General features: G+C 54.4%; 25 protein-coding genes. 11 read left to right on the top strand and 14 right to left on the bottom strand.

All coding sequences use genetic code 11. From position 1 onward, the window contains the following. Positions 1 to 139 precede the first annotated feature (139 nt). The gene (locus tag AC2IAX_RS02755; RefSeq protein ID WP_494389228.1) at positions 140 to 388 is read right to left on the bottom strand and encodes a hypothetical protein; all 249 of its coding nucleotides are present in this window, start codon (positions 386 to 388) and stop codon (positions 140 to 142) included. 39 nt (positions 389 to 427) lie between these two features. On the opposite strand from AC2IAX_RS02755, the gene AC2IAX_RS02760 reads away from it, so the two are divergent. Then, positions 428 to 811, top strand: a complete 384-nt coding sequence (locus AC2IAX_RS02760; protein ID WP_099532113.1) for an AbrB family transcriptional regulator — start codon at positions 428 to 430, stop codon at positions 809 to 811. 286 nt (positions 812 to 1,097) lie between these two features. Here the strand turns inward: AC2IAX_RS02760 and AC2IAX_RS02765 are convergent, their stop codons facing one another. The 3 genes from AC2IAX_RS02765 to AC2IAX_RS02775 all read right to left on the bottom strand — a co-directional run bounded on the left by AC2IAX_RS02765 (position 1,098) and on the right by AC2IAX_RS02775 (position 6,250). Beyond that, entirely contained in the window at positions 1,098 to 2,795 is a 1,698-nt protein-coding gene (locus tag AC2IAX_RS02765; RefSeq protein WP_494389229.1) for an O-linked N-acetylglucosamine transferase, SPINDLY family protein, read from the bottom strand. Between the two features lie 354 nt (positions 2,796 to 3,149). Beyond that, entirely contained in the window at positions 3,150 to 4,733 is a 1,584-nt protein-coding gene (locus tag AC2IAX_RS02770; protein WP_494389230.1) for an NAD(P)H-quinone oxidoreductase subunit N, read from the bottom strand. A gap of 374 nt (positions 4,734 to 5,107) precedes the next feature. Then, positions 5,108 to 6,250 (bottom strand): PP2C family protein-serine/threonine phosphatase, encoded by a 1,143-nt coding sequence (locus AC2IAX_RS02775; RefSeq protein ID WP_494389231.1) that lies wholly within the window; start codon positions 6,248 to 6,250, stop codon positions 5,108 to 5,110. Positions 6,251 to 6,950: 700 nt separating this feature from the next. Between AC2IAX_RS02775 and AC2IAX_RS02780 the strand changes: the two genes are divergently transcribed. Further along, positions 6,951 to 7,424, top strand: a complete 474-nt coding sequence (locus AC2IAX_RS02780) for an ATP-binding protein (RefSeq protein ID WP_494389232.1) — start codon at positions 6,951 to 6,953, stop codon at positions 7,422 to 7,424. Position 7,425: 1 nt separating this feature from the next. On the opposite strand, the gene AC2IAX_RS02785 is transcribed toward AC2IAX_RS02780, so the two are convergent. Then, a complete protein-coding gene (locus tag AC2IAX_RS02785; protein ID WP_494389233.1) occupies positions 7,426 to 8,019 on the bottom strand; it encodes a Uma2 family endonuclease in 594 nt (197 codons plus the stop codon). A 3-nt stretch (positions 8,020 to 8,022) separates the two neighbouring features. Continuing rightward, positions 8,023 to 8,601: a Uma2 family endonuclease gene (locus AC2IAX_RS02790; protein ID WP_494389234.1), complete on the bottom strand. Its 579-nt coding sequence runs from the start codon at positions 8,599 to 8,601 to the stop codon at positions 8,023 to 8,025. Between the two features lie 350 nt (positions 8,602 to 8,951). On the opposite strand from AC2IAX_RS02790, the gene AC2IAX_RS02795 reads away from it, so the two are divergent. Together AC2IAX_RS02795 and AC2IAX_RS02800 are read left to right on the top strand one after the other, a co-directional pair. Continuing rightward, complete coding sequence (locus AC2IAX_RS02795; RefSeq protein ID WP_494389235.1) at positions 8,952 to 9,371, top strand: hypothetical protein; 420 nt, start codon at positions 8,952 to 8,954, stop codon at positions 9,369 to 9,371. An 18-nt stretch (positions 9,372 to 9,389) separates the two neighbouring features. After that, positions 9,390 to 10,049 (top strand): hypothetical protein, encoded by a 660-nt coding sequence (locus AC2IAX_RS02800; RefSeq protein WP_494389236.1) that lies wholly within the window; start codon positions 9,390 to 9,392, stop codon positions 10,047 to 10,049. Between the two features lie 30 nt (positions 10,050 to 10,079). Here the strand turns inward: AC2IAX_RS02800 and smc are convergent, their stop codons facing one another. After that, a complete protein-coding gene (gene smc / locus AC2IAX_RS02805) occupies positions 10,080 to 13,715 on the bottom strand; it encodes a chromosome segregation protein SMC (RefSeq protein WP_494389237.1) in 3,636 nt (1,211 codons plus the stop codon). 187 nt (positions 13,716 to 13,902) lie between these two features. Between smc and AC2IAX_RS02810 the strand changes: the two genes are divergently transcribed. Beyond that, positions 13,903 to 14,802 (top strand): DUF4238 domain-containing protein, encoded by a 900-nt coding sequence (locus tag AC2IAX_RS02810; RefSeq protein ID WP_494389238.1) that lies wholly within the window; start codon positions 13,903 to 13,905, stop codon positions 14,800 to 14,802. A 213-nt stretch (positions 14,803 to 15,015) separates the two neighbouring features. Here the strand turns inward: AC2IAX_RS02810 and AC2IAX_RS02815 are convergent, their stop codons facing one another. Both AC2IAX_RS02815 and AC2IAX_RS02820 read right to left on the bottom strand, forming a co-directional pair. Beyond that, positions 15,016 to 15,426, bottom strand: a complete 411-nt coding sequence (locus tag AC2IAX_RS02815) for a type II toxin-antitoxin system VapC family toxin (RefSeq protein WP_494389239.1) — start codon at positions 15,424 to 15,426, stop codon at positions 15,016 to 15,018. After that, positions 15,423 to 15,671, bottom strand: coding sequence for a DUF2281 domain-containing protein (locus tag AC2IAX_RS02820; protein ID WP_494389240.1), 249 nt, complete (start codon positions 15,669 to 15,671; stop codon positions 15,423 to 15,425). Before AC2IAX_RS02820 ends, AC2IAX_RS02815 begins: the two co-directional genes overlap by 4 nt. Positions 15,672 to 15,909: 238 nt before the next feature. Here AC2IAX_RS02820 and AC2IAX_RS02825 point away from each other — a divergent pair, with 238 nt between their 5' ends. Then, positions 15,910 to 16,305 (top strand): hypothetical protein, encoded by a 396-nt coding sequence (locus AC2IAX_RS02825; RefSeq protein ID WP_494389241.1) that lies wholly within the window; start codon positions 15,910 to 15,912, stop codon positions 16,303 to 16,305. Between the two features lie 85 nt (positions 16,306 to 16,390). Here the strand turns inward: AC2IAX_RS02825 and AC2IAX_RS02830 are convergent, their stop codons facing one another. Together AC2IAX_RS02830 and AC2IAX_RS02835 are read right to left on the bottom strand one after the other, a co-directional pair. Further along, positions 16,391 to 16,723 carry a P-II family nitrogen regulator gene (locus AC2IAX_RS02830; protein ID WP_099532102.1) on the bottom strand — a complete coding sequence of 111 codons (333 nt, stop codon included), beginning with the start codon at positions 16,721 to 16,723 and terminating at the stop codon, positions 16,391 to 16,393. An 83-nt stretch (positions 16,724 to 16,806) separates the two neighbouring features. Beyond that, positions 16,807 to 17,877, bottom strand: coding sequence for a sodium-dependent bicarbonate transport family permease (locus AC2IAX_RS02835; protein WP_494389242.1), 1,071 nt, complete (start codon positions 17,875 to 17,877; stop codon positions 16,807 to 16,809). Positions 17,878 to 18,660: 783 nt separating this feature from the next. On the opposite strand from AC2IAX_RS02835, the gene AC2IAX_RS02840 reads away from it, so the two are divergent. The 3 genes from AC2IAX_RS02840 to AC2IAX_RS02850 all read left to right on the top strand — a co-directional run bounded on the left by AC2IAX_RS02840 (position 18,661) and on the right by AC2IAX_RS02850 (position 21,317). Then, complete coding sequence (locus tag AC2IAX_RS02840) at positions 18,661 to 19,581, top strand: response regulator (RefSeq protein ID WP_494389243.1); 921 nt, start codon at positions 18,661 to 18,663, stop codon at positions 19,579 to 19,581. Positions 19,582 to 19,887: 306 nt separating this feature from the next. Beyond that, on the top strand, positions 19,888 to 20,850 hold the full coding sequence (gene hemC, locus AC2IAX_RS02845) for a hydroxymethylbilane synthase (RefSeq protein ID WP_190354751.1): 963 nt from the start codon (positions 19,888 to 19,890) through the stop codon (positions 20,848 to 20,850). A 158-nt stretch (positions 20,851 to 21,008) separates the two neighbouring features. Then, positions 21,009 to 21,317, top strand: a complete 309-nt coding sequence (locus AC2IAX_RS02850) for a hypothetical protein (RefSeq protein ID WP_494389244.1) — start codon at positions 21,009 to 21,011, stop codon at positions 21,315 to 21,317. Between the two features lie 325 nt (positions 21,318 to 21,642). On the opposite strand, the gene AC2IAX_RS02855 is transcribed toward AC2IAX_RS02850, so the two are convergent. Both AC2IAX_RS02855 and AC2IAX_RS02860 read right to left on the bottom strand, forming a co-directional pair. After that, positions 21,643 to 22,401, bottom strand: coding sequence for a HEAT repeat domain-containing protein (locus tag AC2IAX_RS02855; RefSeq protein WP_494389245.1), 759 nt, complete (start codon positions 22,399 to 22,401; stop codon positions 21,643 to 21,645). Positions 22,402 to 22,412: 11 nt separating this feature from the next. Next, complete coding sequence (locus tag AC2IAX_RS02860; RefSeq protein ID WP_494389246.1) at positions 22,413 to 23,063, bottom strand: thylakoid membrane photosystem I accumulation factor; 651 nt, start codon at positions 23,061 to 23,063, stop codon at positions 22,413 to 22,415. A gap of 131 nt (positions 23,064 to 23,194) precedes the next feature. Between AC2IAX_RS02860 and AC2IAX_RS02865 the strand changes: the two genes are divergently transcribed. Together AC2IAX_RS02865 and AC2IAX_RS02870 are read left to right on the top strand one after the other, a co-directional pair. Further along, positions 23,195 to 23,437, top strand: a complete 243-nt coding sequence (locus AC2IAX_RS02865; RefSeq protein ID WP_494389247.1) for a hypothetical protein — start codon at positions 23,195 to 23,197, stop codon at positions 23,435 to 23,437. A gap of 88 nt (positions 23,438 to 23,525) precedes the next feature. Then, on the top strand, positions 23,526 to 24,509 hold the full coding sequence (locus AC2IAX_RS02870) for a GntR family transcriptional regulator (protein ID WP_099532097.1): 984 nt from the start codon (positions 23,526 to 23,528) through the stop codon (positions 24,507 to 24,509). Between the two features lie 67 nt (positions 24,510 to 24,576). Here AC2IAX_RS02870 and AC2IAX_RS02875 read toward each other — a convergent pair whose 3' ends face one another. After that, on the bottom strand, positions 24,577 to 25,041 hold the full coding sequence (locus tag AC2IAX_RS02875; protein ID WP_494389248.1) for a thioredoxin domain-containing protein: 465 nt from the start codon (positions 25,039 to 25,041) through the stop codon (positions 24,577 to 24,579). Positions 25,042 to 25,138 lie beyond the last annotated feature (97 nt).

The raw sequence follows: 25,138 nt of genomic DNA on the forward strand, positions 1-25,138 counted from the left end.
GATGGTTAATCCCTCCTCAGACGAGAATAGGGATGTTTGGAGATCCTGTCAGCAGATCTACTGAATCAGACAATCATTGATTTTTTGAAAAAACCACTAGCGATTTAACACAAATCGTGTACCATGATGGAGCCTGATGCTAGCATGAAATTACCTTCTTGAAGTTTAAAAACACCGCTCGGCTTGGTTGGTGGAACTCATCTCCCCAATCTTCCGATTCAAGCAACTTGTCCCAGGGAATCTTTTGGGAATCACTGGGATGTTCAAAGGCGTTTGCTGGCAAGAAGGAAGCTGCCGATCGGAACAATTCCGGTTTGCAGCCATTGCCGCGATCATCTTCGCCTTTCGCCTGAGATCCGGCAAACGCTGTATCAGTGAATTCATTCATTACTCTCTAGATTGACCAGCCTGTTGGATTAAAACAGCAATGAGCAAGCGCAAAAAGACCGACCCGCAACCCTTGACCGGTGCCCAACTACTGGAAAAGGTCAAGGAACTGGAAAACGCCAGCAAGGAAGAAAAGGCGCGGGCCTGTGGTTACTACACCACGACCAAGGATGGCGTTGATCGCGTCAACATGATGAAGTTCTATAACGCGTTGATTGACGCGGAAGGGATTGAACTCGATAACAAAGCAAAGCCCAATGGTCGGGGCGGCCGCAGTGCAAGTTATCGGATTACGGTGCAGTCGAATGGCAATTTGTTGATTGGCTCGGCTTACACCAAGCAAATGGATCTGAAGCCGGGTGATGAGTTTGAAATTACCCTGGGCCGCAAGCATATTCACCTGAAACAGGTGGAAGGCAACTAAGCTCGAATCTGGTTGTTTCGGCTAATCGTTATCGCGACGATTTCCATTGAGCATGGCGTGATCATGCAGTGCGCATGATCCAGTTGCATGATCAATGCATGATCAATCGGTCATCAGGAATGCTGACTGACAAGGGGCCAAGGCCCCTTGTTTTGTTTTGCGGGTGTTTGGCTGTGGAGCGATCGGGCTGTGGAGTTGGTGACGGATTGGCTCTTTTGTTTCTCACATCGAGTGAACCAGGCGTGCGGCCCTGCGCCCGCTGGCAGATCCTATGGCGCGGAAATGGCTAGGTTCCGGCTTGGGCGATCGGGCAGGGGGTGCATTCCTGTTGGCGACGCTGCAAGGCGGATTCATAGAAAGTTTCCAGGGCCCGGACACCGTGAATTTGGTTAAATATGCGGGCCGATCGCTGGGCGATTTCTAAGCGAAGATTCTGTCGCCAAGCCCGATCGCACCCTAACCCGATCGCCAAATCACAATAGTCTTCGGGGGTTTGGGCAATGGTTTCCGTCAGCCCCAGTTCCGTGAGGATGGCGGCGGCATGACGACCGCGCATCAAGGCTCCGGGCAGGGTGACGACAGGGAGGCCAGCGGCGATCGCCTCCAGGGTGCTGTTGCAACCGGACCAGTCGATCGAGTCGAGGAAGATATCGGCCAGTTGGTTCAGTTGCCAAAACTGTGTTTGGGATTGGGGTGGCAAGATCGTGCAGTGGTCAGCAAAAGCCAGGCCGGCGGCCGCAAAGGCGGCCCCTAGGCGCTGGGCAAAGGGCGGGGCCGCTTCTGGAAAAGGGCTGGCAAGGAAAACGAGGCGCGATCGGGGAACCGCTTGGGCAATTTCCACCCAGAGCCGATCGGCTTGGGGCAAATACTTATACAACGATTGGCAACAGAGATAAACCACTTCGTCGTCCGCCAGACCCAGTTGGGCCCGATCGAGCTGAGGCTGGGGGGCAATCGGGGGGCGATCGTAGGCGATGCCCAATCCCGGTAAACAGATCAAGGTTTCGCTGTAGTGGGTTTCGGCCTGGGGTGGTTCCATCCGATCACTCGAGAGGTAATAGTCCACCGTGGGCAGACCGGTAGTGACCGGATGGCCCCAGGTGGCGCATTGGACAGGCGCAAACCGCCAACCGCCAATCAGATACATCACCGAATCCATGCCCACATCCAGCATCACCGCCACATCAAGCTGATCCTGCCAAGCGGCCCGGCAAAAGGCGGCATAGCGCTGGGGATTGAAGTCGTTGCCCGTTTCCCAAAAGGCAAATCGATCACTCAGGCGGCGGGCTTCGTCCGTGGTGGCATCCCAGCGATTGCCGGCATAGTAGCTATAGATTTCCAGGCGATCGCGATCGGCATGGCGCAACCAACCCAGGTGGGTTTTCATCACGGAGTGGTGATAAAAATGGCTGCTGAAATAGCCAATCCGTAATCGATCGCCTGAGGATCGCTCACGGGGCCAGCGGGGTTGCAAGGGGGCTAAATCAGGAAAAACCGTGGCTAGGGTTTGGCACACCCAAGCACCGTATTGTTCTTGCAGGGCCCGATCGTTCTGGCCCTGGTAGTTCAAATAGAAAGGAACCCGCAGGGCGATCGCCTGCAGCGCCAACTGCATCAGGGCCGGGTGCGATCGTGTGAGGCTAATCAGCCGATCCAATCCTTGGGCATAGTTCGATCGCGCCTGCCCGAGGGCGGCCTCGGTTTCATAAACCGATGGCAGCTTTAACCACCCATCAAAGGCCGCCAGGGCCCCCGCATACCAAGTTTCTCGTTGGGGTTCCAGGGCCAAGGCTTTGCACCAGGCCTCGATCGCCCCGGCCACCTGGCCCGACTGCCGCAACAGTTCTCCCAAGGCCGCGTAGGGTTCGGCGGCCATCGGATTGGTCAAGATTTGCGATCGCCAATGGGCCCGATCGACCCCCACGGATCCCGGAGCAGCCGACGGATCAAAATTAGACGGTGGGGATGGGGTGGGCGAATCCATAACCATCAACGGGAACCAAAGGGGCGATCCAACCATGCCCCGATCGGGCGGCGAGCGCAATAGGCGTTCTGGGTCACGGCCAAAGATCCCAGCCCAATCAGCCTCAACCCAGTACCGGAAAAATCACCTAAATCATGATCCAGAAAACACATCACCCAGAAAACACATCACCCAGAAAAAATTCAAAAAACACCCAAAAACACTAAAAATCGCCAGAAAATCATCAAAGCATCGTCAAAAAAACCGCCAGATGTCTAGCATCCGGCGGCTTGTTGCTTGAAGTGCCATTAATCGGGAAAAACCATTGCCCGGTTTGGGTTCCTCAATGTTGTCCAGAATGTTGTCTAGGCTGGCCTAGGGTTCAAGGGTCGGAGCCAAAGACACCGCCCGATCGACCACCGGAGCCTTGGCCGTTGCCGCTGGCAACTTCAAAGAAGCTTGCAACATCGGCGATTGGGCCACCGCATCATTGGCGATCGCGAACAGCGGATTCGACAAAATCCCCGCCAGCGACGTGGCAATCACCGACAACACCAAGCCCACTTGCAAAGGACGCATCCCCGGAAGTTTCCAGCTAATGGCCGGGTAGTTCTTCACCGACTCGGACATTTCGTGCGGTTCCTTCACCACCATCATCTTCACCACACGAATGTAGTAGTAGATGGAAACCACGCTGGTGACCAAACCCAACAGCACCAGGGTATACAGGCCCGCTTGCCAGCCCACCCAGAACAGGTAGATCTTGCCGAAGAAGCCCGCCAGGGGCGGAATGCCACCCAGGGACAGCAGCGACACACTCAACCCCAAAGTCAACAGGGGATCTTTTTGGTAAAGCCCCGAGTATTCGCTGATCTCATCCGTACCGGTGCGCAGGGAGAACAGAATCACGCAGGCGAAACCGCCCAGGTTCATGAACAAATAAACCAACAGGTAAAACACCATGCTGGCGTAGCCGTCGGCGCTGTTGGCCAGCAGCCCGATCGTCACGAAGCCGGCCTGCCCGATCGAGGAATAAGCCAGCATCCGCTTCATGCTGGTTTGGGCCAGGGCTACTACGTTCCCCAGCACCATACTCAGGATCGCCAGGGCCGTGAACACAAAGTGCCATTGTTCTGACACCAGCGGGAAAGCCGTCACCAACAGGCGAATAGCCAGGGCAAACCCAGCCGCCTTGGAACCCACGGACAAAAAGGCCACCACCGGAGTGGGGGAGCCTTCATACACGTCGGGAGTCCATTGGTGGAAGGGCACAGCCGAAATTTTGAAGGCAATCCCCGCGATCGCGAAGACCAGCGCCACCACAATCCCAATTTGGGGCGTGGTGGGGTTGCTGGCAATTCCGGCGGCGATTTCGTTCAAGCGGGTGTGGCCACCCGAGAGGCCGTAGAGCAACGAAGCGCCATAGAGGAAGATGGCCGAGCTGGAAGCCCCAATCAGCAAATACTTGAGAGCCGCTTCGTTGGAGCGCGGATCCCGCTTCATGTATCCCGTCAACAAGTAGGACGCGATACTGAGGGTTTCCAACGCCACAAAAATCATCACCAACTCGTCAGCGCCCGACAGGAACATCCCGCCAACCGTTGCCGTGAGCAAAATGACGATGAATTCGCCCAGGGCCGTGCCGGTGGATTCCACATAGGCGATCGACATCAGAATCGTAATCGCCGACGACAGGGCGATGATTCCCCGGAAAACACTGCCCAGGGTGTCGTTGCTGAAGCCGCCTAGGAAAGAAACCGGGTCTTCCGGGTTCCATTGCAGCCACAGGGCCACCACGGATCCCAACAGACCGGCCACGGCCAGATAAGGAGTCCAGCGCGATGCGGCCCGCCCGGACACGAGATCGATTAACAAGACTGCCAGGAGGGTCAAAATGACAATACCTTCTGGCAGGATTGCCCAAGCGTTGAGCTGTGAGGCAACGGTTGAGAAGTCCATAGGGAATTAAATCCGTTGAGCGCTTGAAACAATTGCCATTTCTAGGTTGCAGGGAAATGCGGCCTGCGTTCGGTTAACCATTTTAGGGGTTGGCGCGTGGATCGCTACGCGATCGCGCTGGATAGGCGATAACAATCCCCAAATGCCCCGATAACTAGCCAGTAATCGATCGCCCTTGGATCATCACCCGATCGCCGCCCGATCGCCCGGTTCGTCACTCTGAAAAACAGCCTTGGGTAGCCTCAAATTGCTTCAAGGGCTGCTGAAATTGCTTCAAATTTTCAAAGCCTCTTCGCAATATCTGTTGATTGGCCCCGCAAGATCTCCACAAAAATCCCAAAAACTGCTCCCTACCTTCAGCATCTTCCCAGTCTTTAAGCAAATTGCAGCCGCAATAAAGAGAGGTCATCCTCAAAATAGCTGCGGCCACTGTTAAAGTCTTGCACCCGATTCACGATTTGCTCCACCGCTCCCCGATCAGGAACCGCCCAGCATTCCCGCAGCACCTCCACGAAGGGATCCAGCCCCCAAACGGTACCATCGGGCATTCCCAGTTCATAAATGCCATCGCTGAAGATGTAGAGCGTGCTGCCGGGGGGGACTTCGCAAAAGGCTTCGCTATATTTAGCCTCCGCAAACATGCCAACGGGCAGCCCCACCGTTCTGAGGCGCTGGGCCGTTGGTAACGATTCTTTGCTGGGCGAGAGCAAAATTCCGGGCGGGTGGCCAGCGCTGGCATAGGCCAGGCTCCGGGTGCGGCGGCTGTAGACTCCATACCAAGCGGTGAAGTATTTGTCGTTGCGATCGTTCATCTGGAATGCGCCATTCAGGGCCCGCAACACCTCGCTGGGGCTGCCATAGTCCTGGATGGGGAGCGATCGGGAGCGTAGCAAATTCAACACCGACAACGAGGGCAGCGCCGCCTTCAGGCCATGGCCCGCCGCATCCACCAGATAAACCACGAGTCGATCGTCATCGAGCCAATAAAAATCGAAACAGTCACCCCCCAAGCGGCTGGACGGTTCAAATTTGGCCGAAATATCCACCGCGCCATCCATGGGTGCGGGCAGCAGGGTTTTGACATAATCGGCCGCTTCGGCCATTTCCTCTTCCAACAGCCGCTTTTGTTCCTTCAAGTCCTGGTTCAGTTGATGCAGCCGCAGGCCCGCCCGCACCCGGGCCTTGAGTTCGTTCATCTCGATCGGCTTGGACAGGAAGTCATCGGCTCCGGCATCCAACCCCCTGACCCGATCGTCCACGGAGCCAAGGGAGGTCAACAAAATGAAGAACGTGGAGGATAAACTGGCCTCCAGCTTGACCCGCCGACAAACCTCAATGCCGTCCATCTTCGGCATCATCCAATCGCAAATGATCAGAGCGGGCTGCTGACTACAGGCCAACTCCAAACCAGCAACACCATCTTCTGCAACCAACACCTCATAGCCCTGTTTGGTCAGGGTGCGCTCTAGCAGACGGCGGATGGTGGGATCGTCATCGATAATCAGCAGACGGAACATAGGTCAAGGCAGTGGTGGCAAGATGGAACAAGAGGAGCAGCCCAAGTATTGGTCAATTCAGGCGTAATGTCTTAGGCGTGATGTCTTAGGCGTGATGTCGGCGTAAGATGCAGCCGCTGAACTGAAATGAACCGAGTGAATGAAAAAAGCCAAATGAAATACACCGGATGAAATACGCCAAATCGCGTAAATCAAATGGGGCAAATGGGGTCAATCGAATGACATCAGGCGAACCAAATTGAGCCGATGCCAACGAGATCGCGCCGAGTCCGATGGGCCCTTGACGTAGATGAGCACCGAGAATGGGCACCAGGGATGAGCGTCGCTGGGGATTGCCGCCATTCCAGTCGAATAGTCCGGAAGAGTTGAGCCATTCTCCGAAGCAAGTTAGCCTGGGGAGTAATGCGTGATCCTTCACGAATTGTCCCTGGGATTGGCGGCTGAGGGTTGAGTTGGCTGGGCCTGGGCCACAACGTGCAACGGGTTGCGATCGCGCCCCGAAACGGACGAGTCTCGGTCACGGGAATTCCGCCCTGGCTGGAGTAGGAATCGTGAGCTATCAGTGGAGTACCTAGAATGGTACGGACTACGGCTGATTTTGGCACAATGCCTGGGATGGCGTGGCTAAAATTCAGGGTTGAGACTGAAGGCTTGAGAATTCCGAACGCTTTGCTTGAACGCGCCGCAGAGGTTGGATGCTTTGAATCCCAGCGTAAACCAAACGATTCGACTTCGCATTGCTAGCGATTTGGCGGTGCTCGATCGCGTTTTGAACTGGTTTGACACGCTCGATCGACCCCATGTGCCTCGTACTGTCTGGCTCCAATGCCTCTCGGTGCTGGCGGAGGTTTTCACGAATGCGGTGCGCCATGCCCATCGCCAACACCCTTGCGACACCCCGATCGACTTGGAAGCAGAACTCACGGCCACGGCCTTAACCCTGCGCCTTTGGGACTATGGGGAGCCGTTTGACTTGCGGCAGGCGGTGTTGGAGCGGGGCCAGACTCCTGAACCCCCAGAAACTTTTGATGTTGAACAGCTCAGCGGTGGCGGACGGGGCTTGACCATCCTGAACCGGGTGGCCGATCGCCTGAGCTATGATCCCCAGCCAGATGGTCGCAACCTGTTGGAGTTTGTGAAATATTTTGAACCGGTGTTCCCGATCGGGGATTGAGTCAAGCCTCGCGGCCAAACTCGATCGCCTCATATAGATCCGCAAGGGACAATTCCACCGACACCGCATCCAACAACACCCGATCGCTCAATTGCCCATATTCACTGAACAGCCACTGCTGATCCCCCGTTCGGGCGTAGAGTTCCACATGGGGCTGATATTGATCAATTAACAAATAGTTTTGCAGACTCGCGATCGTGCGGTAGGCGGCAAATTTTTCAGTGCGATCATAAGCCGCTGTTGATTTGGAAAGCACCTCAGCAATCAGGATCGGATTCATTACCGTATCGGTGCGATCGGGCTTCCGCTCAATGGGTCGCCGCGCCACCATCACATCAGGATAGGTATATAAATTCGGCTCCGGGATCCACAGCCGTTGATCCGCCAAAGCGAGATCATAAGCTTGTCCTCGCAAGGCAAATTTCAGAATCGTAATCAAATTAATCGCAATGAAATTATGCTCCGGTGTACCCCCTGTCATTGGAATAACTACCCCATTGCGATATTCATTTCGAGTTTCAGCCAAAACTTCTTGGGCTAAATAATCATCAGCAGTAATGATTTTAGGTTCCGGTAATAGGGCGATCGGCATCATTCACTAAAACTCCAGCGCTTCATAGAGATCAGAGAGATTTACTGTTACCGCCAGTTGATCGAACAACACCCGATCGCTCAGTTGCCCATATTCACTGAACAGCCACTGCTGATCCCCCGTTCGGGCGTAGAGTTCCACATGGGGTTGATATTGATCAATTAACAGATAGTTTTGCAGACTCGCAATCGTGCGGTAGGCGGCAAATTTTTCAGTGCGATCATAAGCCGCTGTTGATTTGGAAAGTACCTCAGCAATCAGGATCGGATTCATTACCGTATCGGTGCGATCGGGCTTCCGCTCAATGGGTCGCCGCGCCACCATCACGTCAGGATAGGTATATAAATTCGGCTCCGGAATCCACAGCCGCTGATCGGCCACAAAAATACTGTATCCCTTTCCCTTCAAAGCGGTTCTGAGCAGAGCATTCAAGACGCTCGCAATTTCGTTATGCTCCGGTGTCCCTCCCGTCATTGGAACAACCACTCCATTGCGATATTCATTTCGAGTTTCAGCCAAAATTTCTTGGGCTAAATAATCATCAGCAGTAATGATTGCAGGTTCCGGTAATAGGGCGATCGACATGGCAAGACTCCCGAATGATCGCTAGGGACTTTGACCCAAGCCTTCTAACAGGTGGCTTGATCCCAATCCAAAAAGAGGGAGAGTTGATCTCCCCCTAGTTCATTTTATGGTGTGAATTTGGGCAAGCGATCGCCCTGAATGCTTACGAGTCGATCGCCCGTACTTTCGCCGGTTGCAATCGGCGCGATCACTGACGAATTCCCCACAGCCCCAGAACCATTAGGCTAGATCAGGTCTTGATCGTCCCAAACTCTCTGCAAATTATATCCAACGTCACAAGGAGTAGAAGGAAGACACTATAATAGACAAGTCACTCCCAGATCAGTTAAAGTACTCATTTTATGTCATTCATGAACAGTTGGCCCCCAACAACAAAGGCAATAGCCGTCTTTGCTGTAATTCTGACTACAGCCATCTCCTCCCAGATCATAAAGAATCATTGGGGAGTTGATATTAACAGTATTGCAGCATCACAAAACTCTGATGGCAATTCATCAAACTCTAATCAATCTGACAAGCTAATACGCCTTGGACTTCAAATTCTAACCAAGCAAGGCTATGCAGTTAGTGAAGTGGAGGTTATTATCATATCCGAAGGTGCGCCAATCAGAAAAGTTTCAGACCGTAATGGCTATATTGAGCTTGAACTGCCTGAACGCAAAAGTGTTGATGTTCTTCTTCAAAAAGCTGGCTTCAAGCCAACAAAAGAGACTATTGATTTAAGAGTTGATCCATCAAAAACACGACCAATTCTTCTGGAAAAAACCTAACTCAGGTTCGCTAATGCCATGAAGAAAAATCAATCCAGTGACAGCCTTGTCTGGTTTGAGATAAAGGCTCGCTATGAATTTTTTTGGATTCTTGTATTACTACTAGGATGTGGCTATTTAAGCAGTCCTAATCTAATCATATATTTCTTTATGCTTCTTTTTTTAGGCATAAATAGCGTTAATACCTCTCTATATAATCTATCTCTTGAGAAGATAAAATCACTTTCAGAGAGTGATGATAGTTCACTCGAAGAAGAAATTGCAAAAATACGGAAAGCAAGTGAAATTTTAGCCAGACATAGAGATAAACTGAAGACAGAAGGAAATCATATAAGTTCAGATAAATTGCGAATATTGCAAGGGGTTATCAGACAATCTCTGGATGAGGCAAATTGTATTTCTCAAGCCCGAGCAAATGAAAGATTAAGATCTGGCTATCAATCAGGATCTCCACCAATTGAATACTCTGACGGCTTGATTCTCTGTCCAGCATGTTATCCAATTCGTGCAACAAAAAAGCTCAAACGTTATTATCTGCCAAATGAGCGAGATGGTATGCAGAGCATTCATTGGTGCTTTCCTACAACAGAAGCGGCTGAAAGAGAGGGATTCACGAGACCTAAAGGAGATAGGAAGCAACCAGAAGTTCAACCTAGACCGAGCCGTAAGAAGAAATAGTCAAAATAGTTAGCAGCTAGCCCACTGGGGTCAAAGCACCACACCCAGGACTTGGGTTTGCGCGCCTCGGGCTTGGGTCACGCCAATCACCCGATCGGACGCTTCAATGGTGGGACGGCGCAAACTAACCACAATGAACTGTGCTTCAGCGGCCTGTTGTTTGACCATTTTGGCCAAGCGCTCCACGTTCGATCCATCAAGGAACATATCCACCTCATCGAAAGCATAGAACGGCGAGGGGCGGTAGCGCTGAAGGGCAAAAATGAAGCTGAGAGCCGTCAAGGACTTTTCGCCGCCGGACATGGAAGCCAGCCGCTGCACCGGTTTGCCCTTGGGGTGGGCCACCAGGTTGAGACCGCTTTCTAAGGGGCTTTCGGGATCATCCAATTGCAAGCGGCCGTCGCCCTGGGATAGCTCGGCAAAGATGATTTGAAAGTTGCGATCGACCGCATCAAAGGCCTCATAAAAGGCCTGTTGGCGCAAGGTGGTGAAATTTTCCACCCGCAATAACAATTCCGTGCGTTCTTGCTCGATCGTCGCTAGCTTTTCGCTCAGTTGATTCAGGCGGCCTTGCACCTGATCGTATTCTTCCAGGGCCAGCATATTCACCGGCTCCAGACTTTCCAACCGCCGCTGCAACGTGCGAATGGTTTGATCCAGTTGTTCGCGGTGGGCGGCCAATTCGGCGGGATCGCTGGGTAAAGGTTCCGAATCGGGCGGTAGATCGGGCCGATCGCCCTCGGCGCGGTTTTCCAACTCCTGCAATTCCGCTTGCTGTTGTTGTTGGGCTTCTGCGAGTCGATCGCGCTGAAATTCCAGGGTTTGGAGCGCTTGGCGTTGACGATTCAGCGTCGTTTCTTGGCGATCGCGCGCTTGTTTGGTTTCGCCCAGGGTGGTTTCTAAAGCAGCAATTTGGGTTTGCAGATCAGCAATTTGCCGATCGAGGTCGGCTTGCTGTGCTTGCAGTTGTTGGAGCCGATCGGTCGCGGTGGTGATCTGATCTTGGGCTTGGGTGATCTGTTGCGCCAGTTGTTGGCGCTGTTGGTTGAGGCGATCGGCTTCGCGGGTTTGGTCGGCCTGCTGGGCTTGGGCCGATCGCAAGTTATCCGCTAATTGTGAGAGCACCGATTCCCGATCGCGGATTTCCGTTTGGGCCTCGCTCCATTGGCTGTGGGCGGGCGAGTCCTCCAGTTGGGCGATCGCCTGTCGCAGGTTGGCCAACTGGCGTTCGGCGGCCGGCAGGGCCCGATCGAGGGTGGCCAAGCGCTCCCGGCTGGTGGTCAGCTCCTGGGTCAGCCGATCGCGCTGTTGGGCCAGGCGATCGCGTTGGCCCGTGGTGGCCGTCAGGGCCGCTTGCAGTTGCTCCAGTTGTCGTTGGGCATCGCGGCGAGTCTGGCGCAAATCGTTGAGGGTTTGGGTGTGGCGCTGGCTGTCTACTTGAGCCTGGGCGATCGCCCCATCACAACGGCCCAACACCCGATCAATATCCCGCAGTCGATCGCGCAGTTCCGCCGCCGCCTTCGCTTCCTCCGTTTGCTCGCCACCCCCAAACCGGAGGCTCCCCCGGGACTTTTGCAAGCTACCGCCGGTCATGGCCCCGCTGGTTTCCAGCAATTCCCCATCTAGCGTCACGATCCGATGGCGACCCAGGAGCGATCGCGCCTGATCCAACCGCTCAAACACCACCGTCCCGCCAAACACATACTCAAAAATGTTGCGGTAGCGATCGTCAAAATCCACCAGGTTGACCGCGTAATCAATCCAGCCCGCCACTGTCGCTCGACCCCGGGCCATGGCCGCCGACTCGCCGCCGCCCCCGCCGCGAATTTTGTTCAGGGGCAAGAAGGTGACACGACCGGCCCGCTCCCGTTTCAGGATTTCGATCGCCGCCGCCGCCACCGCATCATCTTCCACCACCAAATGGCCCAGCCGCGCCCCGGCCGCAATTTCCAACGCCACCTGATAGGGCGGTTCCACCTGGCCCAAATTGGCCACCAATCCACAGATTCCCGGCAAGTCACTTTGCAGCAGCAATTGCACCCCAAACGTGCCTTGGGCTTCCCGTTGGGCCTGGGTTTGGGCTTCCAGTTTGTCCAGTTGCCGTTGCACTTGTCGCTGCTCGTCCTGCAAGCGGCTACGGGTTTTCTGTTGGAGCTGCAATTCCTGCTCGGCGGCAGCCAACTGCTCGGCGGCCGTTTGGATTTGGGGTTCCAGGCTGCGGGTTTGCCGATCGACCGTTTGAAAGTCCCGATCGTGCTCATTCAGGCGATCGCCCGCCCGCTCCCATTCCGTGGCGATTTCCGCCAACTGGGTTTCGATTTGCTTCAGCCGCTCTTGCAACGTTGCCCGCTCCGTGCGCTGGGGATCGATCGACTCTTGGATCGTCTCCAACTGGTGGCGCAAGTCCGTTTGCTGTTGCACCCAAGCCTGGGACGCTTCCGCCAACTCCGCCGCCTCCGCCCGGGCCCGGTTCAGGTTGGCCGCTGCTCGATCGTGGGCCTGTTGCAATTCCTCCAGGCGCTCTTGCAATTCCGGCCCCGTGGCAGCCAAGGCGGCTTCGGTGCGATCAACCTCCGCCACCTCCGCCGTTAACCGGGCGATCGTCTTTTGGTGGGTTTGTTGCTGTTGGGTCAGTTCCGCTTGTTGGCGTTGGTGCTGATCCCGTTGGGCGCGGTGGGTGGCCAGCTCCGTTTGCAGGGCGATTTGTTCCGATTCCCCCAGGGATTTCACCGTTTGGTTCAGCCGCTCCAGTTCCGCCGCCTGGGTTTCTACTGCCGCCCGTTCCGCCACCAGCCGATCGGCCAACTGTGCCAAATCCTGTTCCCGCTGGGCGATCGATTGGCGCAACTGCTCCACTTTCGATTGTTCCAGCAGCCAATCCACCACCGCCAAGCGTCCTTGCTGGCCCTGCATTTCCTGGCGAATTTGCTGATATTTCAACGCCTTGGTGCGGTCTTTGGCCAGGCGATCGCACTGAATTTGCAACTCTTGTTCCAGGATGCGGCAACGATCTTCCCGCTCCTTCACCTCTTCCAGGGTTTGCTTGGTTTGGGTAATTTTGCGATCGAAGTTGGCCACCCCCGCCAGCTCATCAACAATTTGCCGCCGCTCTCGGGGGTTCATGGAAATGATGCTGGTCACGTCCCCTTGCAACACCACGTTGTAGCCCTCGGGATAGATCCGCAGCTTTGAGAGGGATTGGTGCAACTCGCTGAGGGTGCAGGGTTCGCCGCCAATGTAGTAGTTGGAGGTGTAGGTTCCCTGTTGGGTGACGCGCAGTTTGCGGGTGACAGTCCATTCACTGAGGGGCTGGCCGTCGGCATCGCGCAAACCGGGCAGGTCTTCGGCGGCTTCGGCGGAAACGGTGGCCAGCAGGGCGGCTTCTTCGCTCAGATCAAAGGTGACGGTAACGGCGGCTTCTACGGTCGATCGCTTGCCTTTGCCTTGACCTTTGCCCATTTGGCTTTGGTTCACCAAGTCGGGCAGGCGATCGGCCCGCATTCCTTTGGAGGAGGAGAGGCCGAGGGCAAACAGCAGCGCATCGAGAATGTTGGATTTGCCGGAGCCGTTGGGGCCGGAAACCACGGTGAATCCGGGCAGCAAGGGAACTCGCGTCGTGCCGCCAAAGGATTTGAAGTTCGTGATTTCAACTTGCTTGATGTACAACGGGCCGGCGACCGCTCACGGGGCGGGTTGCAAGGACGGGGCAGGCGGAAACAGCGTTCCACCGCGCTATCTTACCCAAAACTCTCGCGAAACGGCGATCGGCTGGCCATGCTGCCTCATGCCCCGTGCAGTCCAGTCTGCTATAACAATGGATTTTTGAAAGAATCTCTGAAGTTAAACCAAGATAATGAAGAAACGCCGTCAACACTATGTATGGAGACATTACTTGGAAGCGTGGGCACTGAACGGAAAATTATGGTGTCATCATTTCGGCAAAAACGTGTTCTCAACAAGTACGCAAAACGTTGCCCATGAGAGAGACTTCTATCGCCTTCGCGAAATGTCTGAATTTGACCTTTCAGTAGTTAGAGAGCTGGTAATAAAGTCACTGACATTAGATCTACGTAAAATTGCTGAAGGGTGGATTTCCCAATTTACTCAGTTATTTGAGATCAAGCGACAATTTCAAGACGCAGGATATGTGCATATCGAACTTGCCTTGGATGAATATATAAATAATTTAGAAGAGGATATTTTGGCTGATCTTGAACAACGAGCAGTTCCGTTTCTTGAGCTGCTTCGCAGCGAGAACTCTATGTTGCTTTTTGACGCAGAAGAGTCCAGATTTCACACTTGGTTTCTAGCTGCACAATACTTCCGTACACCAACTATGTTGGAGAAGATGACCAGTGCTCTCAGGACGATACCAGGCTTTAATGTTGATGCATCTTTTGGCTTGATTCGGACAATCTGTTCATACAATGTTGGTCATGCACTTTGGCTCAGACGGAACAATCTTCATGTGACCTTTCTCCGTGCCAGTTCTAGCCCCCTCATCACTGGAGATCAACCCATGGTGAATATGAAAGCGATTAACCTAGAACCAGGATTGCTCCCACAGGAGCTTGAACTCTACTATCCAGTATCCCCAAATTTGGGAGTTTTATTTGACTTTGGCGCTCCTTCTCGTTCTGTCACTGTGAAGCTTCTAACTACAGAGGAAGTACGCGTCTATAATCGGATGATTATCCAAAAATCGACACGGCAAATCTACGGCATCGACCGCGCTTCCATCGAAGATATCTAATGTCAGAGCTGTAAGCTAATTTGAGCTTCTCAGAACTAAATTCGATTATTACAAAGCTTGCTACAGCCTTTACCTCAAACGATTGGTACGTCAGATCGCAGATGATTACGAAGCTGTTAGTCGGTGGGCATTGCTTACCCTACAGTCCGCTGTACTTATTAAGCGAGGTAAGGGCTGTAGTGTCGATTGGATAACTCAACTTAGCCTAAGCAATTAAGGCGAAATGACTGGTATTTCTAGTCGGTTAAAACGTCGATAGATTTGAAAATCACTATCCAGGGTCATAACTGTACTGTTCGGGCGTTGCTCTGATAAACAAACTAAGCAAGCATCCGCTAAAGACATAGGCACAGATTGGTATTGACGCATCAGTTCGATGACCCTAGCCTGACTGTTCTGAAGCGAGAAATCAACCCTTAGCAATCCCCGCTCAATCCACTGAAGCATCATCTCTCGACCACAATTGGTACGCCCGAGCAGAAACCAAGATTCCGTAAGAACGGGTTCACAGGTAATCAGGGGAGATGGCAGTTGCCTAAGCTGTTCTGTCGCCCAGTCATGGTAATGGTCACGCCGGTTAATGACGGCAACCAAGGGGCCGGTATCGATTAAAACCTCTTTCACTCGCGCCCCATACCTTCTAGATAGTTGGGATTTGTCGAGAGATCACTTGGCCCTTCAGCGCTGCCAATTAAAGAACCAGCGAGGTCAAATACTGAAGTAGAAGGCTCCGGACGACTGAGGAACGGAGTAACTTGCGATCGCTCGGCCAATAGCAAGTTGATGAATTGAATCACCAGTTGTTGGAGTGCCTGGGGAAGCTGGCGAAACTGGTTTAGGAGGGTTTGCTCGATCGGGCTGGGAGTCATGGGGCGATTACTGGTGAGACTGTGACCATTTTATGAGAATGAATCAATTTGTTTTTCAAGGCCCGATCGCCCCGTTGGATCAAAACTCTGATTGCGAACGCTCAGACAAGTTGAGCGCCCAATCAAAAAATAGTGGACGGAGCGATCGCTTTCTGTTCCTCCACATGGGTTGGCGCTGAGGAAGTGGCGCAAGATATCTTGCAGGCATCCTCTTCCAAGTCAAGCTTTGATCGTTGCCATGATGGATATCATGCCTGGAGAATTTGAAGCCCTCTCCCTCGTGGCCCTGGCGATCGCAGGGCTAGCGATTGGCGGAGTCCTCGCATTCAGCTTTTTGATGGTCTCGATCTTTGTGCGCCGAGACAAATCTCCAGGCATCTTAAAAGGCTGGGCGATCGCCGCCGCCATCATCTTCGTCATCAACGTTTTTGCCTATGGCTGGTTGAGCGAAATCGGTCGCCAAAACGTCGCCCGCGATGGACAGCAACAACCCCTGATCCAACCACCCCAACTCCTTGTCAATAGTCTGAGCTTGATGAATGTCTTGGCCCCCACTGTGGGTGTCATGAGTCCGATTGTGCTGTTTTGGGTGAAGCACTCTCCCCGCTCTCGACATTCGCCTAGGCAAGATTAAATGATCATCAAAAAACCGGGGTTATCCCCCGGCTCTCGTGATCAAAGTTGTGTTTCAAAACTCGTTGTGTTTCAAAACTGACGACCTAGCAGCCCTCAGGCCCACAGAAGCTGTGGGCATACAGCACCTCTGCGTCACAGATATAGATGATGCCTGCGTAATTCAGGAAGAACTCCACCGCCACGCGATCGGCGATCGCCTCAGCCAGCGTTCGAGTGTCGGTCAACACCTCAAACTTGATATTCGCTTGGGTATCGGAAACATTGGGCTGCCCGGACGATCGCACGTTGCGGCTGCCCTTGCCGCCCGTTTCCAACACCGTATACCCCTTGGCCCCGCACTCTTCAATGATCTTGGCGACCTTCTTCAGCAGAACCTTTTCGGTGATGATGACAAGCTTTTTGGCTGGTTTAGCCATTTTGGTTACCTCTTTTGTCTACTAATCTAACGAGTCTGTCGGGCCATGAGAGAGCACCGACAGACCTCACCTGCTCAGGGCGATTAACCCCCGAGTGCTTGAGCCAGCCCGATAAAAAATGGAATGCACAGACCGATCGCGATCGGTGTACCAACGGCCGTGGAAGCACCAATGTAGGCGGAAGGGTTCGCCGACGGGATCCCGGCGCGCAAGGTGGGTGGGCCCGAAATGTCTGAGCTAGAGGATGCAATGACCGCCAGAACGACCACACCACCCAGACTGAAGTTCATCGTGTAGTGAGCAATCATGCCCAGGCCGAAGGCAATCAGCCCATGGAGAAAGGGGGCCACCACACTGTAAACAACGTACCACTGAGCCACTTTGCGCAGTTCGCCAATCCGCGACCAAGCTTCCATCCCCATCACCAGCATCAGGATTGAAAGCAAGCCCCGGAAAGCCGGATCGTAGAAGCCTTTATAAACGCTTTCCGGCCGGGTGAGGATCCCCAAGGCCAAACCGAGCAACATGGCAGACAAAGCAGGCCCTTGCAGGCTTTCTTCGATAATCGGCCAGATTTTGACCTTAGTCTGACCCTGCTGCTGATCGCGATATTCCTGACGGGTGCTGGGCTGCTCCTGGGAGTCCGCAGCAGTGGCTTTGTTGCGCTTTTTCTGGTTGAGATAGATGTTCGCTACAACAATTGCCGTGACCAGCGCCGGAATATCCATAAAGGGATAGAGTGCGCCCGCCCATGCTTCATACCCAATCTTTTGTTCTTCGAGCAGGGTCAGGGCTGCCGCCATGGTGGAACCACTGACCGCCCCAAACAAGCCACCCGTCGCGATCGCATCAACGGTCTTGACCTTCGGTAGTTTGGCCAAGGTGTAGCGAGCGATGAAGACAACTAGAATCCCTACGGTTGCTGCAAATATTACCGGTAAAACCATCTCGGTCAGGTTGGAATTCCGGATTGCAATTCCACCGGTTAGACCGATTTTGGTGAGCAACATGAAGACGATGATTGTACAAATCGATTCTGGAATCACCAATTGGCTACCCAGAGCAGCAATCACCATCCCCCCAATCAAAAAACCCAATGTTGGAGATTGCAACTGGGCAATGAAGTCTTTTACGAAAAGGGACAAGAAATCCACAAATACCTCCTAGTCCACTACATGAACTTTGAAAGTGTTAAAGAAAGTCAGAGGGAGGCGCTTCATTCCCATAGCACAGGTTTTGCTCAAAAAACCTGTATCTAGGGTGTTGAGAAGGGGCCGATCTCCAGGCAGGTCTTGAAATAGTTGTGCTGAACTAATTTCTATAGACTCGTTCATCAGTTTTCTATAAAGGTGTACGTGGTGTAAATCCTTATTGGCGCTGGATTATCTTGAAAAACTGATTACGGGGTAAATCAGAACAAATATCGTGATGCTTGACTTTTAATGGCTTTGAATAATGGATGATTGGGACAATTAGAACAGCTAATTGTTGGATCAATCAAGGCAAATATATTTTTCGTTAGCTCGGGATGCATCAGGTAATTTTTTGTCTCATTTGGACTGAAGGTTCTTGACTTTGATGCCGGATTTTGCTGAACCGGCTAGTTTCAGGCGCTGACTTTCCGCCTACGGAGGGCGCAACTGTGGCTTTGGGGCTGATTGGGGGCAATGCCTCACGGGTGTGGTTCCCCGGAATTCATGCTAGGACTGAGGGGGTATGATTTTGGGGCAATGGCTGCCCGGTGTTTCCCGGAACGGCCGCGGCGGTTGAGGAGTATGTCAAAATGCTCTCTGGATTGCCGCAACCCGTTTTGAGCCGTATTTTGCAAGCCGGTTGATGGTTGGTTGCCCGCCATTGATCAGGCCCCTAGGGGAGGTGTGATGCATCCTGTTTCGATCGCGATCGCACCCTATTGCCCCTGATGCACCCCACTTGCTATGAACAAACTCATCGTTGACCTCGAAGGCCTTCGCGAACAGTTGAAAAGCGCTCGCCGTCCCCCCAAACCCAAGATGCTCGTCGTCGATGACGAGCCGGATAATCTCGATTTGCTTTATCGCACCTTCCGCCGAGATTTCAACGTGCTCAAGGCCGAAAGCGGGGCCCGAGCCTTGGAACTGTTGGCCGAGGAAGGGGAAGTGGCTGTCATCATTTCCGATCAACGGATGCCGGAGATGAAGGGAACGGAGTTTTTGAGTAAAACCGTGCCCCAGTTTCCAGACACCGTGCGGATTATTTTGACGGGCTTCACGGATGTGGAAGATCTGGTGGAAGCGATTAACTCAGGGCAGGTGTATAAGTACATCACCAAGCCTTGGGATCCTGATGAGTTGAAAACCGTGGTGCAACGGGCAGCCGATAGTTACGATTCTTTGAAGAATCGTTCGATCGAGCTGGAACGGGCCCAGGCACAGATGCAACTGTTGGCGGCAATTTTGGCCGCGGCCGACAGCGGCACGTTTGAGGTTTGTGCGGAGCGGCTGGCGGCGGCGTTTGTGGAACGGTTCGAGGCCGATGGCTGCACCATTCAACTCGTGCAAGCAGGGCAACTGGGCAACCACAGCGGCCAAGCGGGAGCCGTTTCCCTGGCGGGTGATCCACTCAGCCAACAGGCGATCGCCGAGAAAAAGCTGCAAGTCTGTTTGAATGCGGCGGCGAATGCGGATTTGGCCGGAACAGCATTCTATCAAGAGGGCGGGGTGGCGACCCATGTGGTGATTCCAGCCATCTATCGCGATGCGGTTGGGGCTTTGGTGTCGTTGCAGTTTGCCAATCCCATCACCCTGGAAGAAAGTGAAGCAACCCAAATGTATTTGGCGGTGCAACAGGCGGCCTTTGTGTTGACCACGCTGCCCTAGGTTGAGCTGCGAATTTTTTGGGGGGGATAGATTTTTGGTGAGTTGATCCCTTTTGGGGTGATTGTTAACGAACATGTCGATCGCTCGATCGCGATCGCGCCCGAACGGTACGCTAGACCGCGCCTGATCCCACCGGATGCTCGGGTTTGCTTCTCCCAGTTAGCGAGCAAAGTCCCATAAAAATTCCAACCGGATGCGCACACTGGCGCTGAGGGGTGGCCAGATTGGCTCGATCGTCCGCCAACTGCCGATCTAGACAATCTGAGGATTGCAACTAACGTTCGTTAACCGACCTCCAACCGTATTATGTCCGTCGCTAGTCCCACCCGTACCATCCGCATCGGCTCTCGTAAAAGCCAATTGGCTCTTGTGCAAACGCACTGGGTACAAGGGGAATTGCAGCGGCATTTTCCGGACATTACGTTTGAGGTCTGCGCGATCGAAACCCAAGGGGACAAGGTGCTGGATGTGGCCCTGTCCAAAATTGGGGATAAGGGGTTGTTTACTCGCGAGTTGGAAGATGGAATGCGCGATGGGATCTATGATCTGGCGGTGCATTCCCTGAAAGATTTGCCAACCCGCTTGCCGGAAGGGTTGACCTTGGGTTGCGTGACAGAACGGGTGAACCCGGCTGATGCGGTGGTGCTCCATGCTCAACACAAGGGCAAAACGATCGACCAATTGCCCGCAGGCGCTGTGATTGGTACGTCGTCCCTGCGGCGGCTGGCTCAGTTGCGCTATCACTACCCCCATCTGAGCTTCAAGGATATTCGTGGCAATGTGAATACTCGGCTGAAGAAGCTCGACAGCGGCGAGTATGATGCGACGATTTTGGCGGCGGCCGGTTTGCAGCGGATGGATTTAGCCGATCGCATTGATCAATTGTTGCCGTCGGATGTGTCGCTTCATGCGGTGGGCCAAGGGGCCTTGGGCATTGAGTGCCGCGAGGGCGATGAGGACATTTTGCGCGTGCTGAAGGTGCTGGAACATGAACCCAGCAAGTGGCGCTGCTTGGCAGAGCGGGCTTTCCTGCGCGATTTGGAAGGGGGCTGCCAAGTCCCGATCGGGGTGAATACCAGCTTGGAGGGTGACACCTTGACCCTGGCGGGCCTGGTGGCCAGTGTGGACGGTAAGCAACTGATCAAAGACACCGTGAGCGGCCCCCACACCAGCGCCGAAGATCTGGGCACGGAGTTGGCCCAAAAGCTGCGCGCCCAAGGGGCCCAGGAAATTTTGAATGAGATCCTGGCTCAGGTTAATCGAGGCTAGGAGGCTGCGGGTAATTCCGACCCTGATGAGGCAATCCAGGCCGATTGGTTGTGAATGTTGGTTAACCCGGATCGTCCGGTTCATGCTGAATTTCGCTTGAGGATCCTGGGGGCGATCGGGCAAGATGGAACTGTCTTGCTCGATCGCCCCTTTGGCTCATGGATATTGCCAGTCTTCTGTTGCGTGCGGCCGTTGCTCACATTCCCCAAACGGTGATGATTCCCCTCTGCTTTGGGTTGGCTTGGTATTTGGTGGCCGTTCTGGTGCGATCGATCGCCAGCTTCACCCAAGAGGGCGTTTCGCGGGTGCGCACTTTGCACCAAATTCCCTGTGCGGACTGTGCCTTTTTCACGGGCGATTACCACCTCAAATGTCCCGTCCGTCCCAGCGAGGCCCTGTCAGAAGCGGCGATCAATTGTCCAGATTTCCAACCCAAAACCACCCCCCCTGGCTTAGGGGAGGTCTGAGAAGTATTTTTTGGCATAGGTCAATCCATAACCGTCGTCAGGGCAAGGGACTTAGGGCCGGTCGTCATTTCCATCGCCGTAGGGGTTGGGTCTCCCAACCCTAACCCGGGCGATCGCTACTAACCCGAGCGATCGCTACAACCCTGTCCACCCCTGGGAACACCCAAGGATCACGGAAATGGGCGAGGAGACCTCGCCCCGACGACTGATCGATTGGGAGAACGAGATTATTAGGGTTTCACGACACGTCCTAAACCCCTTATCTTTGTTGATTGATCAGACCCGCAAGTTAGGCAGTCTCAGCGGGGTGAGTTTGACGGCTCGGTTATAACCAGCCTTCCTGCTCCAGTTCCGCAATGATTTGCAGGGCGCGGGAATCTCCCAGCTTCAAGAGGGCCGATCGCGCGTCTTCCTTAATGCCGAGTTCGCGATCTTCCACCAGGGCTTCAATCAACCCATCCACAGCTCCCGCATAGATTGCATTGGAGGGCAAGTCGCGGCACAGTTGCCCCAGGGCCCAAGCACAGTTACTGCGCACGGCCGGAACAGGATCTTGGCGCAGGGCCACAATCAGCGGCGGCACGGCCCCCACGATCGCCTCATAACCCACAGCTCCCATTTGCCCCAGGGAACTGGCCGCCCACAGGCGCACGGCCGCAATGTCCCGCTGCAAGGTTTGCACCAACGGAGCCAAGGCCCGGCGATCGCGCCCATTGCCCAGGGCCCAAACAATGCCTTTGCGCACGTAGCCATTCCAATCCCGTTGGAGTTGGCCAATCAAGGGGTCGATCGCCCCTGGATCTGGGTTGCGGCCCAAGGCATAGGCGGCGCTCATCCGCACCAACGGACAAACATCGTTAATGAGTAAAATCAGCCGTTCGCTGGCTCTGGGGTCTTGCAGCTCACAAAACGCCCTGGCTCCCACCGCCCGCTGGGCCGGATCCGGATCTTGCAACAGTTGCAACATCACATCTGGATCGGGGAGCGGCGCAGCTTCGCTCGGGGGTGGGGTTTCGAGAATATTCAGATGATCTGACTCTGCTGAATCTAAGTCGAGTAACCCGAGGTCATCATTCACCGGCATAGCAGTCCTCCTTAGCGATCGCGGTTGGTCGATTGCGCCTGGGAGGCCGGCTTGGCCGGCTCTGGAACCAATTCCACATTCACCTCATTCACTTCCCGGCGGCGCAGTTCCACGGACTCCGAGCGCGGCAGCAGGTTAAACACTGCTCGGAATCGATCGTCCAGTTCCTCGAAAGGCACTTGACCGGCGCGATCGAGCAATACTTTTCCCGATTGATCAATTAAGACCGTTTGGGGCACAACGCCACGGTAGTAGTGCGCCGGTTGCAGTGGATCCGCCACCGGCTCCAGGGGCAGAGAATCGGCCACAATGGGCAAAAAGTCCGCCGCCTTGCCGTAAAACGCCTGCAACTGGGAGATTGTGGAGGAAAACCGCTTGCAATCGCGGCTATCGTCCACAAAAAACACCAACAGGGTGGGGCGCTGCCGTTCCCGCGATTGGGCCAAGGTCACCCGAGGCGGCACTAAAGAACCATTGCCCGCATAGAGCGCAAAAATATTGCCATCAAAATTATCGTCATTCAATGTGGCCTGGGCTGGCAGGGCCCCCAAGGCCCAACCCCCGATCGTTAACGACAGCAGCAGGGCGATCGCCCGAGTTAGCCCCTGTCGTCCCCACCAGCGAGCAATAACGCTACCCAGTGCCCAACCCCGAACCCACATGACTATCCGTGACATTGAAACCGTGACATTTAAATCGTTAAAAAACGCAAGACAAAAACGCGAAACAGACAGCGTATAAGCCCCTTGCAGAGCCTATCCTATCGCGAACCGCGAAACCCCCCACGTCTGAATTGTGGCCCAATGCCCCGATCGGTTGCCGCAGCCCTTGGACAATTGCGCCGGTCTGCTGGGGTCTCTCCGGGCGATCGCGCCAGGCTTCGTTGGCGGAAGATGTGCCACCCAACGGGCCGATTGGAATTTCCATGGGTATGATGGGGGGCAAGATCAGCCCAAAACCAGCCCTGCTCCGGTCAGTTCTCCGCTTTTTCACCGAAAGGATCCTGGTCGGCACGCTGGGTCAAGGGTTTCCGTGACCACTCCTCTTCAGCGCCTCTCTCCCCTACGCTTACTGTTTTCTGTTCCATTCATTAACCCATTGAGCGAGCGGCTCTAGCTTTAGCTATGGTTCGGTTCCGTATTCAAGCTGACAGTGATATTCCGGCATCCACGCAGTTGTTTAACCAAATTCGGTTTGCGATCGCTTCGCGGCAGTTTCCGCCGGGGCACCGTTTGCCCAGCACCCGCCAACTGGCCATGGAAACGGGCTTGCATCGCAACACCATCAGCAAGGTCTATCGCCAGCTTGAAGATAACGGCCTAGTGGAAGCCCAGCCCGGCTCCGGTATCTACGTGCGGGCCTTGGGTCATGAAGGCGGGGCCCAACTGCGATCGCCTGTTTTTGACAAAAACCCCGAGGCCTATCAACTGGTGAAACAGAGCCTTGATCGACTGATCGAAGCTGGTTGCAGCCTCAGCACCGCTCGGGAACTGTTTCTGGGGGAAGTGGATTGGCGACTGCGATGCAGCGCCCGCGTGATTGTCACCGCCCCTCAACAGGACTTGGGCGTGGGCGAAATTATGGCCGGTGAAATTGAGCAATCGCTGCAAATTCCCGTGCAATTGGTGGCCATGGAAGATTTGCCCGCCGCCCTCGATCGCACCGCTTCCGCCACCGTGGTCACCAGTCGCTACTTCATTGGCGATGCGGAAAAAATCGCCGCCCCCAAATCGGCCCGCGTCATCCCCGTGGATATCTATGACTATGCCGAAGAAATTGAATTCGTGAAGAATCTCCCGGCCGGTACGCGCATCGGCCTGGTCAGCATCAGTCCCGGCTGGTTGCGAGCTTCGGAAGTGATTGTCCACAGCTTCCGGGGCGAAGAAATTTTGGTGATGACCACCCTCCCCAGCGACACCTACAAACTCGGCGCATTGGTCAAAACCGTGCGGTATATCGGGTGCGATCGGGACAGCTTCCCCAAGGTCAAGGCCGCCGTTTCCGCTCACCGAGAAGACATCATCCGCCCCCCGCAGGTGATCTGTTGCGAAAACTACATCGGCAGCCAATCCATGAACCATCTCCAACGGGAGTTAGGCTTGGCCTAGCAACGGTCAAGTCCAATCATTGGCCAGACAAGTATTGGCCGTAGCAAAATTACTGGCCATAGCGAAATCATTGGCCACGATAGTTGGACAGTCGCGCCAGGGTTGCCAAGGGCTGGACACCCGGATATTTGCGCCCCCGAATTTCCCAGGTGGGATAGCCCTCGATCCCCGCCTGTGCGCACAGTTGCGGCTGCGGGTTGCGGCCTCGAGGGTCGCACTCAATGTAGCGAATTTGGTTAAACGCCTGGCCAAACAGTTCCTTTTGATTTTGGCAATGGCCGCACCAATAGGCTCCGTACATTTTTGCGCCAATTTGCCGCAGGTGCTGGGCCAAACCTTGGGGCGAAACCGCCAGCATCCCTTCCCAGGACTGTTCGATCGCTCCTTGAATGGCGGGAGCTGCGGCCTTTGCCTGGTTGGCTGGGGTGGCTGCTTCTGCCAGGGTCGCCACCAGGCTAGCCCCGGCTACGGCGGCCGCACAGCCTAGTCCAATCCAGCCCTGATTCGTTAGCAATTTCCAGTTGAGTTTCATAATCAGTCCTGTTGTTCGCGTTGGAGTGCGAGTTTTTAGGCTATTGATGCGCGGCGATCGGCAGCGGTTGCCCATTTGGTGGGGTGGAGGTTTTGTG

Source organism: Limnothrix sp. HT2024, assembly GCF_059138625.1.

Excerpts from the sequence above, each read along its gene's own strand:
- AC2IAX_RS02755 (WP_494389228.1), bottom strand. The coding sequence starts at position 388 with ATGAATGAATTCACTGATACAGCGTTTGCCGGATCTCAGGCGAAAGGC.
- AC2IAX_RS02760 (WP_099532113.1), top strand. The coding sequence starts at position 428 with ATGAGCAAGCGCAAAAAGACCGACCCGCAACCCTTGACCGGTGCCCAA.
- AC2IAX_RS02765 (WP_494389229.1), bottom strand. The coding sequence starts at position 2,795 with ATGGATTCGCCCACCCCATCCCCACCGTCTAATTTTGATCCGTCGGCT.
- AC2IAX_RS02770 (WP_494389230.1), bottom strand. The coding sequence starts at position 4,733 with ATGGACTTCTCAACCGTTGCCTCACAGCTCAACGCTTGGGCAATCCTG.
- AC2IAX_RS02775 (WP_494389231.1), bottom strand. The coding sequence starts at position 6,250 with ATGTTCCGTCTGCTGATTATCGATGACGATCCCACCATCCGCCGTCTG.
- AC2IAX_RS02785 (WP_494389233.1), bottom strand. The coding sequence starts at position 8,019 with ATGATGCCGATCGCCCTATTACCGGAACCTAAAATCATTACTGCTGAT.
- AC2IAX_RS02790 (WP_494389234.1), bottom strand. The coding sequence starts at position 8,601 with ATGTCGATCGCCCTATTACCGGAACCTGCAATCATTACTGCTGATGAT.
- AC2IAX_RS02795 (WP_494389235.1), top strand. The coding sequence starts at position 8,952 with ATGAACAGTTGGCCCCCAACAACAAAGGCAATAGCCGTCTTTGCTGTA.
- AC2IAX_RS02800 (WP_494389236.1), top strand. The coding sequence starts at position 9,390 with ATGAAGAAAAATCAATCCAGTGACAGCCTTGTCTGGTTTGAGATAAAG.
- AC2IAX_RS02810 (WP_494389238.1), top strand. The coding sequence starts at position 13,903 with ATGAAGAAACGCCGTCAACACTATGTATGGAGACATTACTTGGAAGCG.
- AC2IAX_RS02820 (WP_494389240.1), bottom strand. The coding sequence starts at position 15,671 with ATGACTCCCAGCCCGATCGAGCAAACCCTCCTAAACCAGTTTCGCCAG.
- AC2IAX_RS02825 (WP_494389241.1), top strand. The coding sequence starts at position 15,910 with ATGATGGATATCATGCCTGGAGAATTTGAAGCCCTCTCCCTCGTGGCC.
- AC2IAX_RS02830 (WP_099532102.1), bottom strand. The coding sequence starts at position 16,723 with ATGGCTAAACCAGCCAAAAAGCTTGTCATCATCACCGAAAAGGTTCTG.
- AC2IAX_RS02840 (WP_494389243.1), top strand. The coding sequence starts at position 18,661 with ATGAACAAACTCATCGTTGACCTCGAAGGCCTTCGCGAACAGTTGAAA.
- hemC (WP_190354751.1), top strand. The coding sequence starts at position 19,888 with ATGTCCGTCGCTAGTCCCACCCGTACCATCCGCATCGGCTCTCGTAAA.
- AC2IAX_RS02850 (WP_494389244.1), top strand. The coding sequence starts at position 21,009 with ATGGATATTGCCAGTCTTCTGTTGCGTGCGGCCGTTGCTCACATTCCC.
- AC2IAX_RS02855 (WP_494389245.1), bottom strand. The coding sequence starts at position 22,401 with ATGCCGGTGAATGATGACCTCGGGTTACTCGACTTAGATTCAGCAGAG.
- AC2IAX_RS02860 (WP_494389246.1), bottom strand. The coding sequence starts at position 23,063 with ATGTGGGTTCGGGGTTGGGCACTGGGTAGCGTTATTGCTCGCTGGTGG.
- AC2IAX_RS02870 (WP_099532097.1), top strand. The coding sequence starts at position 23,526 with ATGGTTCGGTTCCGTATTCAAGCTGACAGTGATATTCCGGCATCCACG.
- AC2IAX_RS02875 (WP_494389248.1), bottom strand. The coding sequence starts at position 25,041 with ATGAAACTCAACTGGAAATTGCTAACGAATCAGGGCTGGATTGGACTA.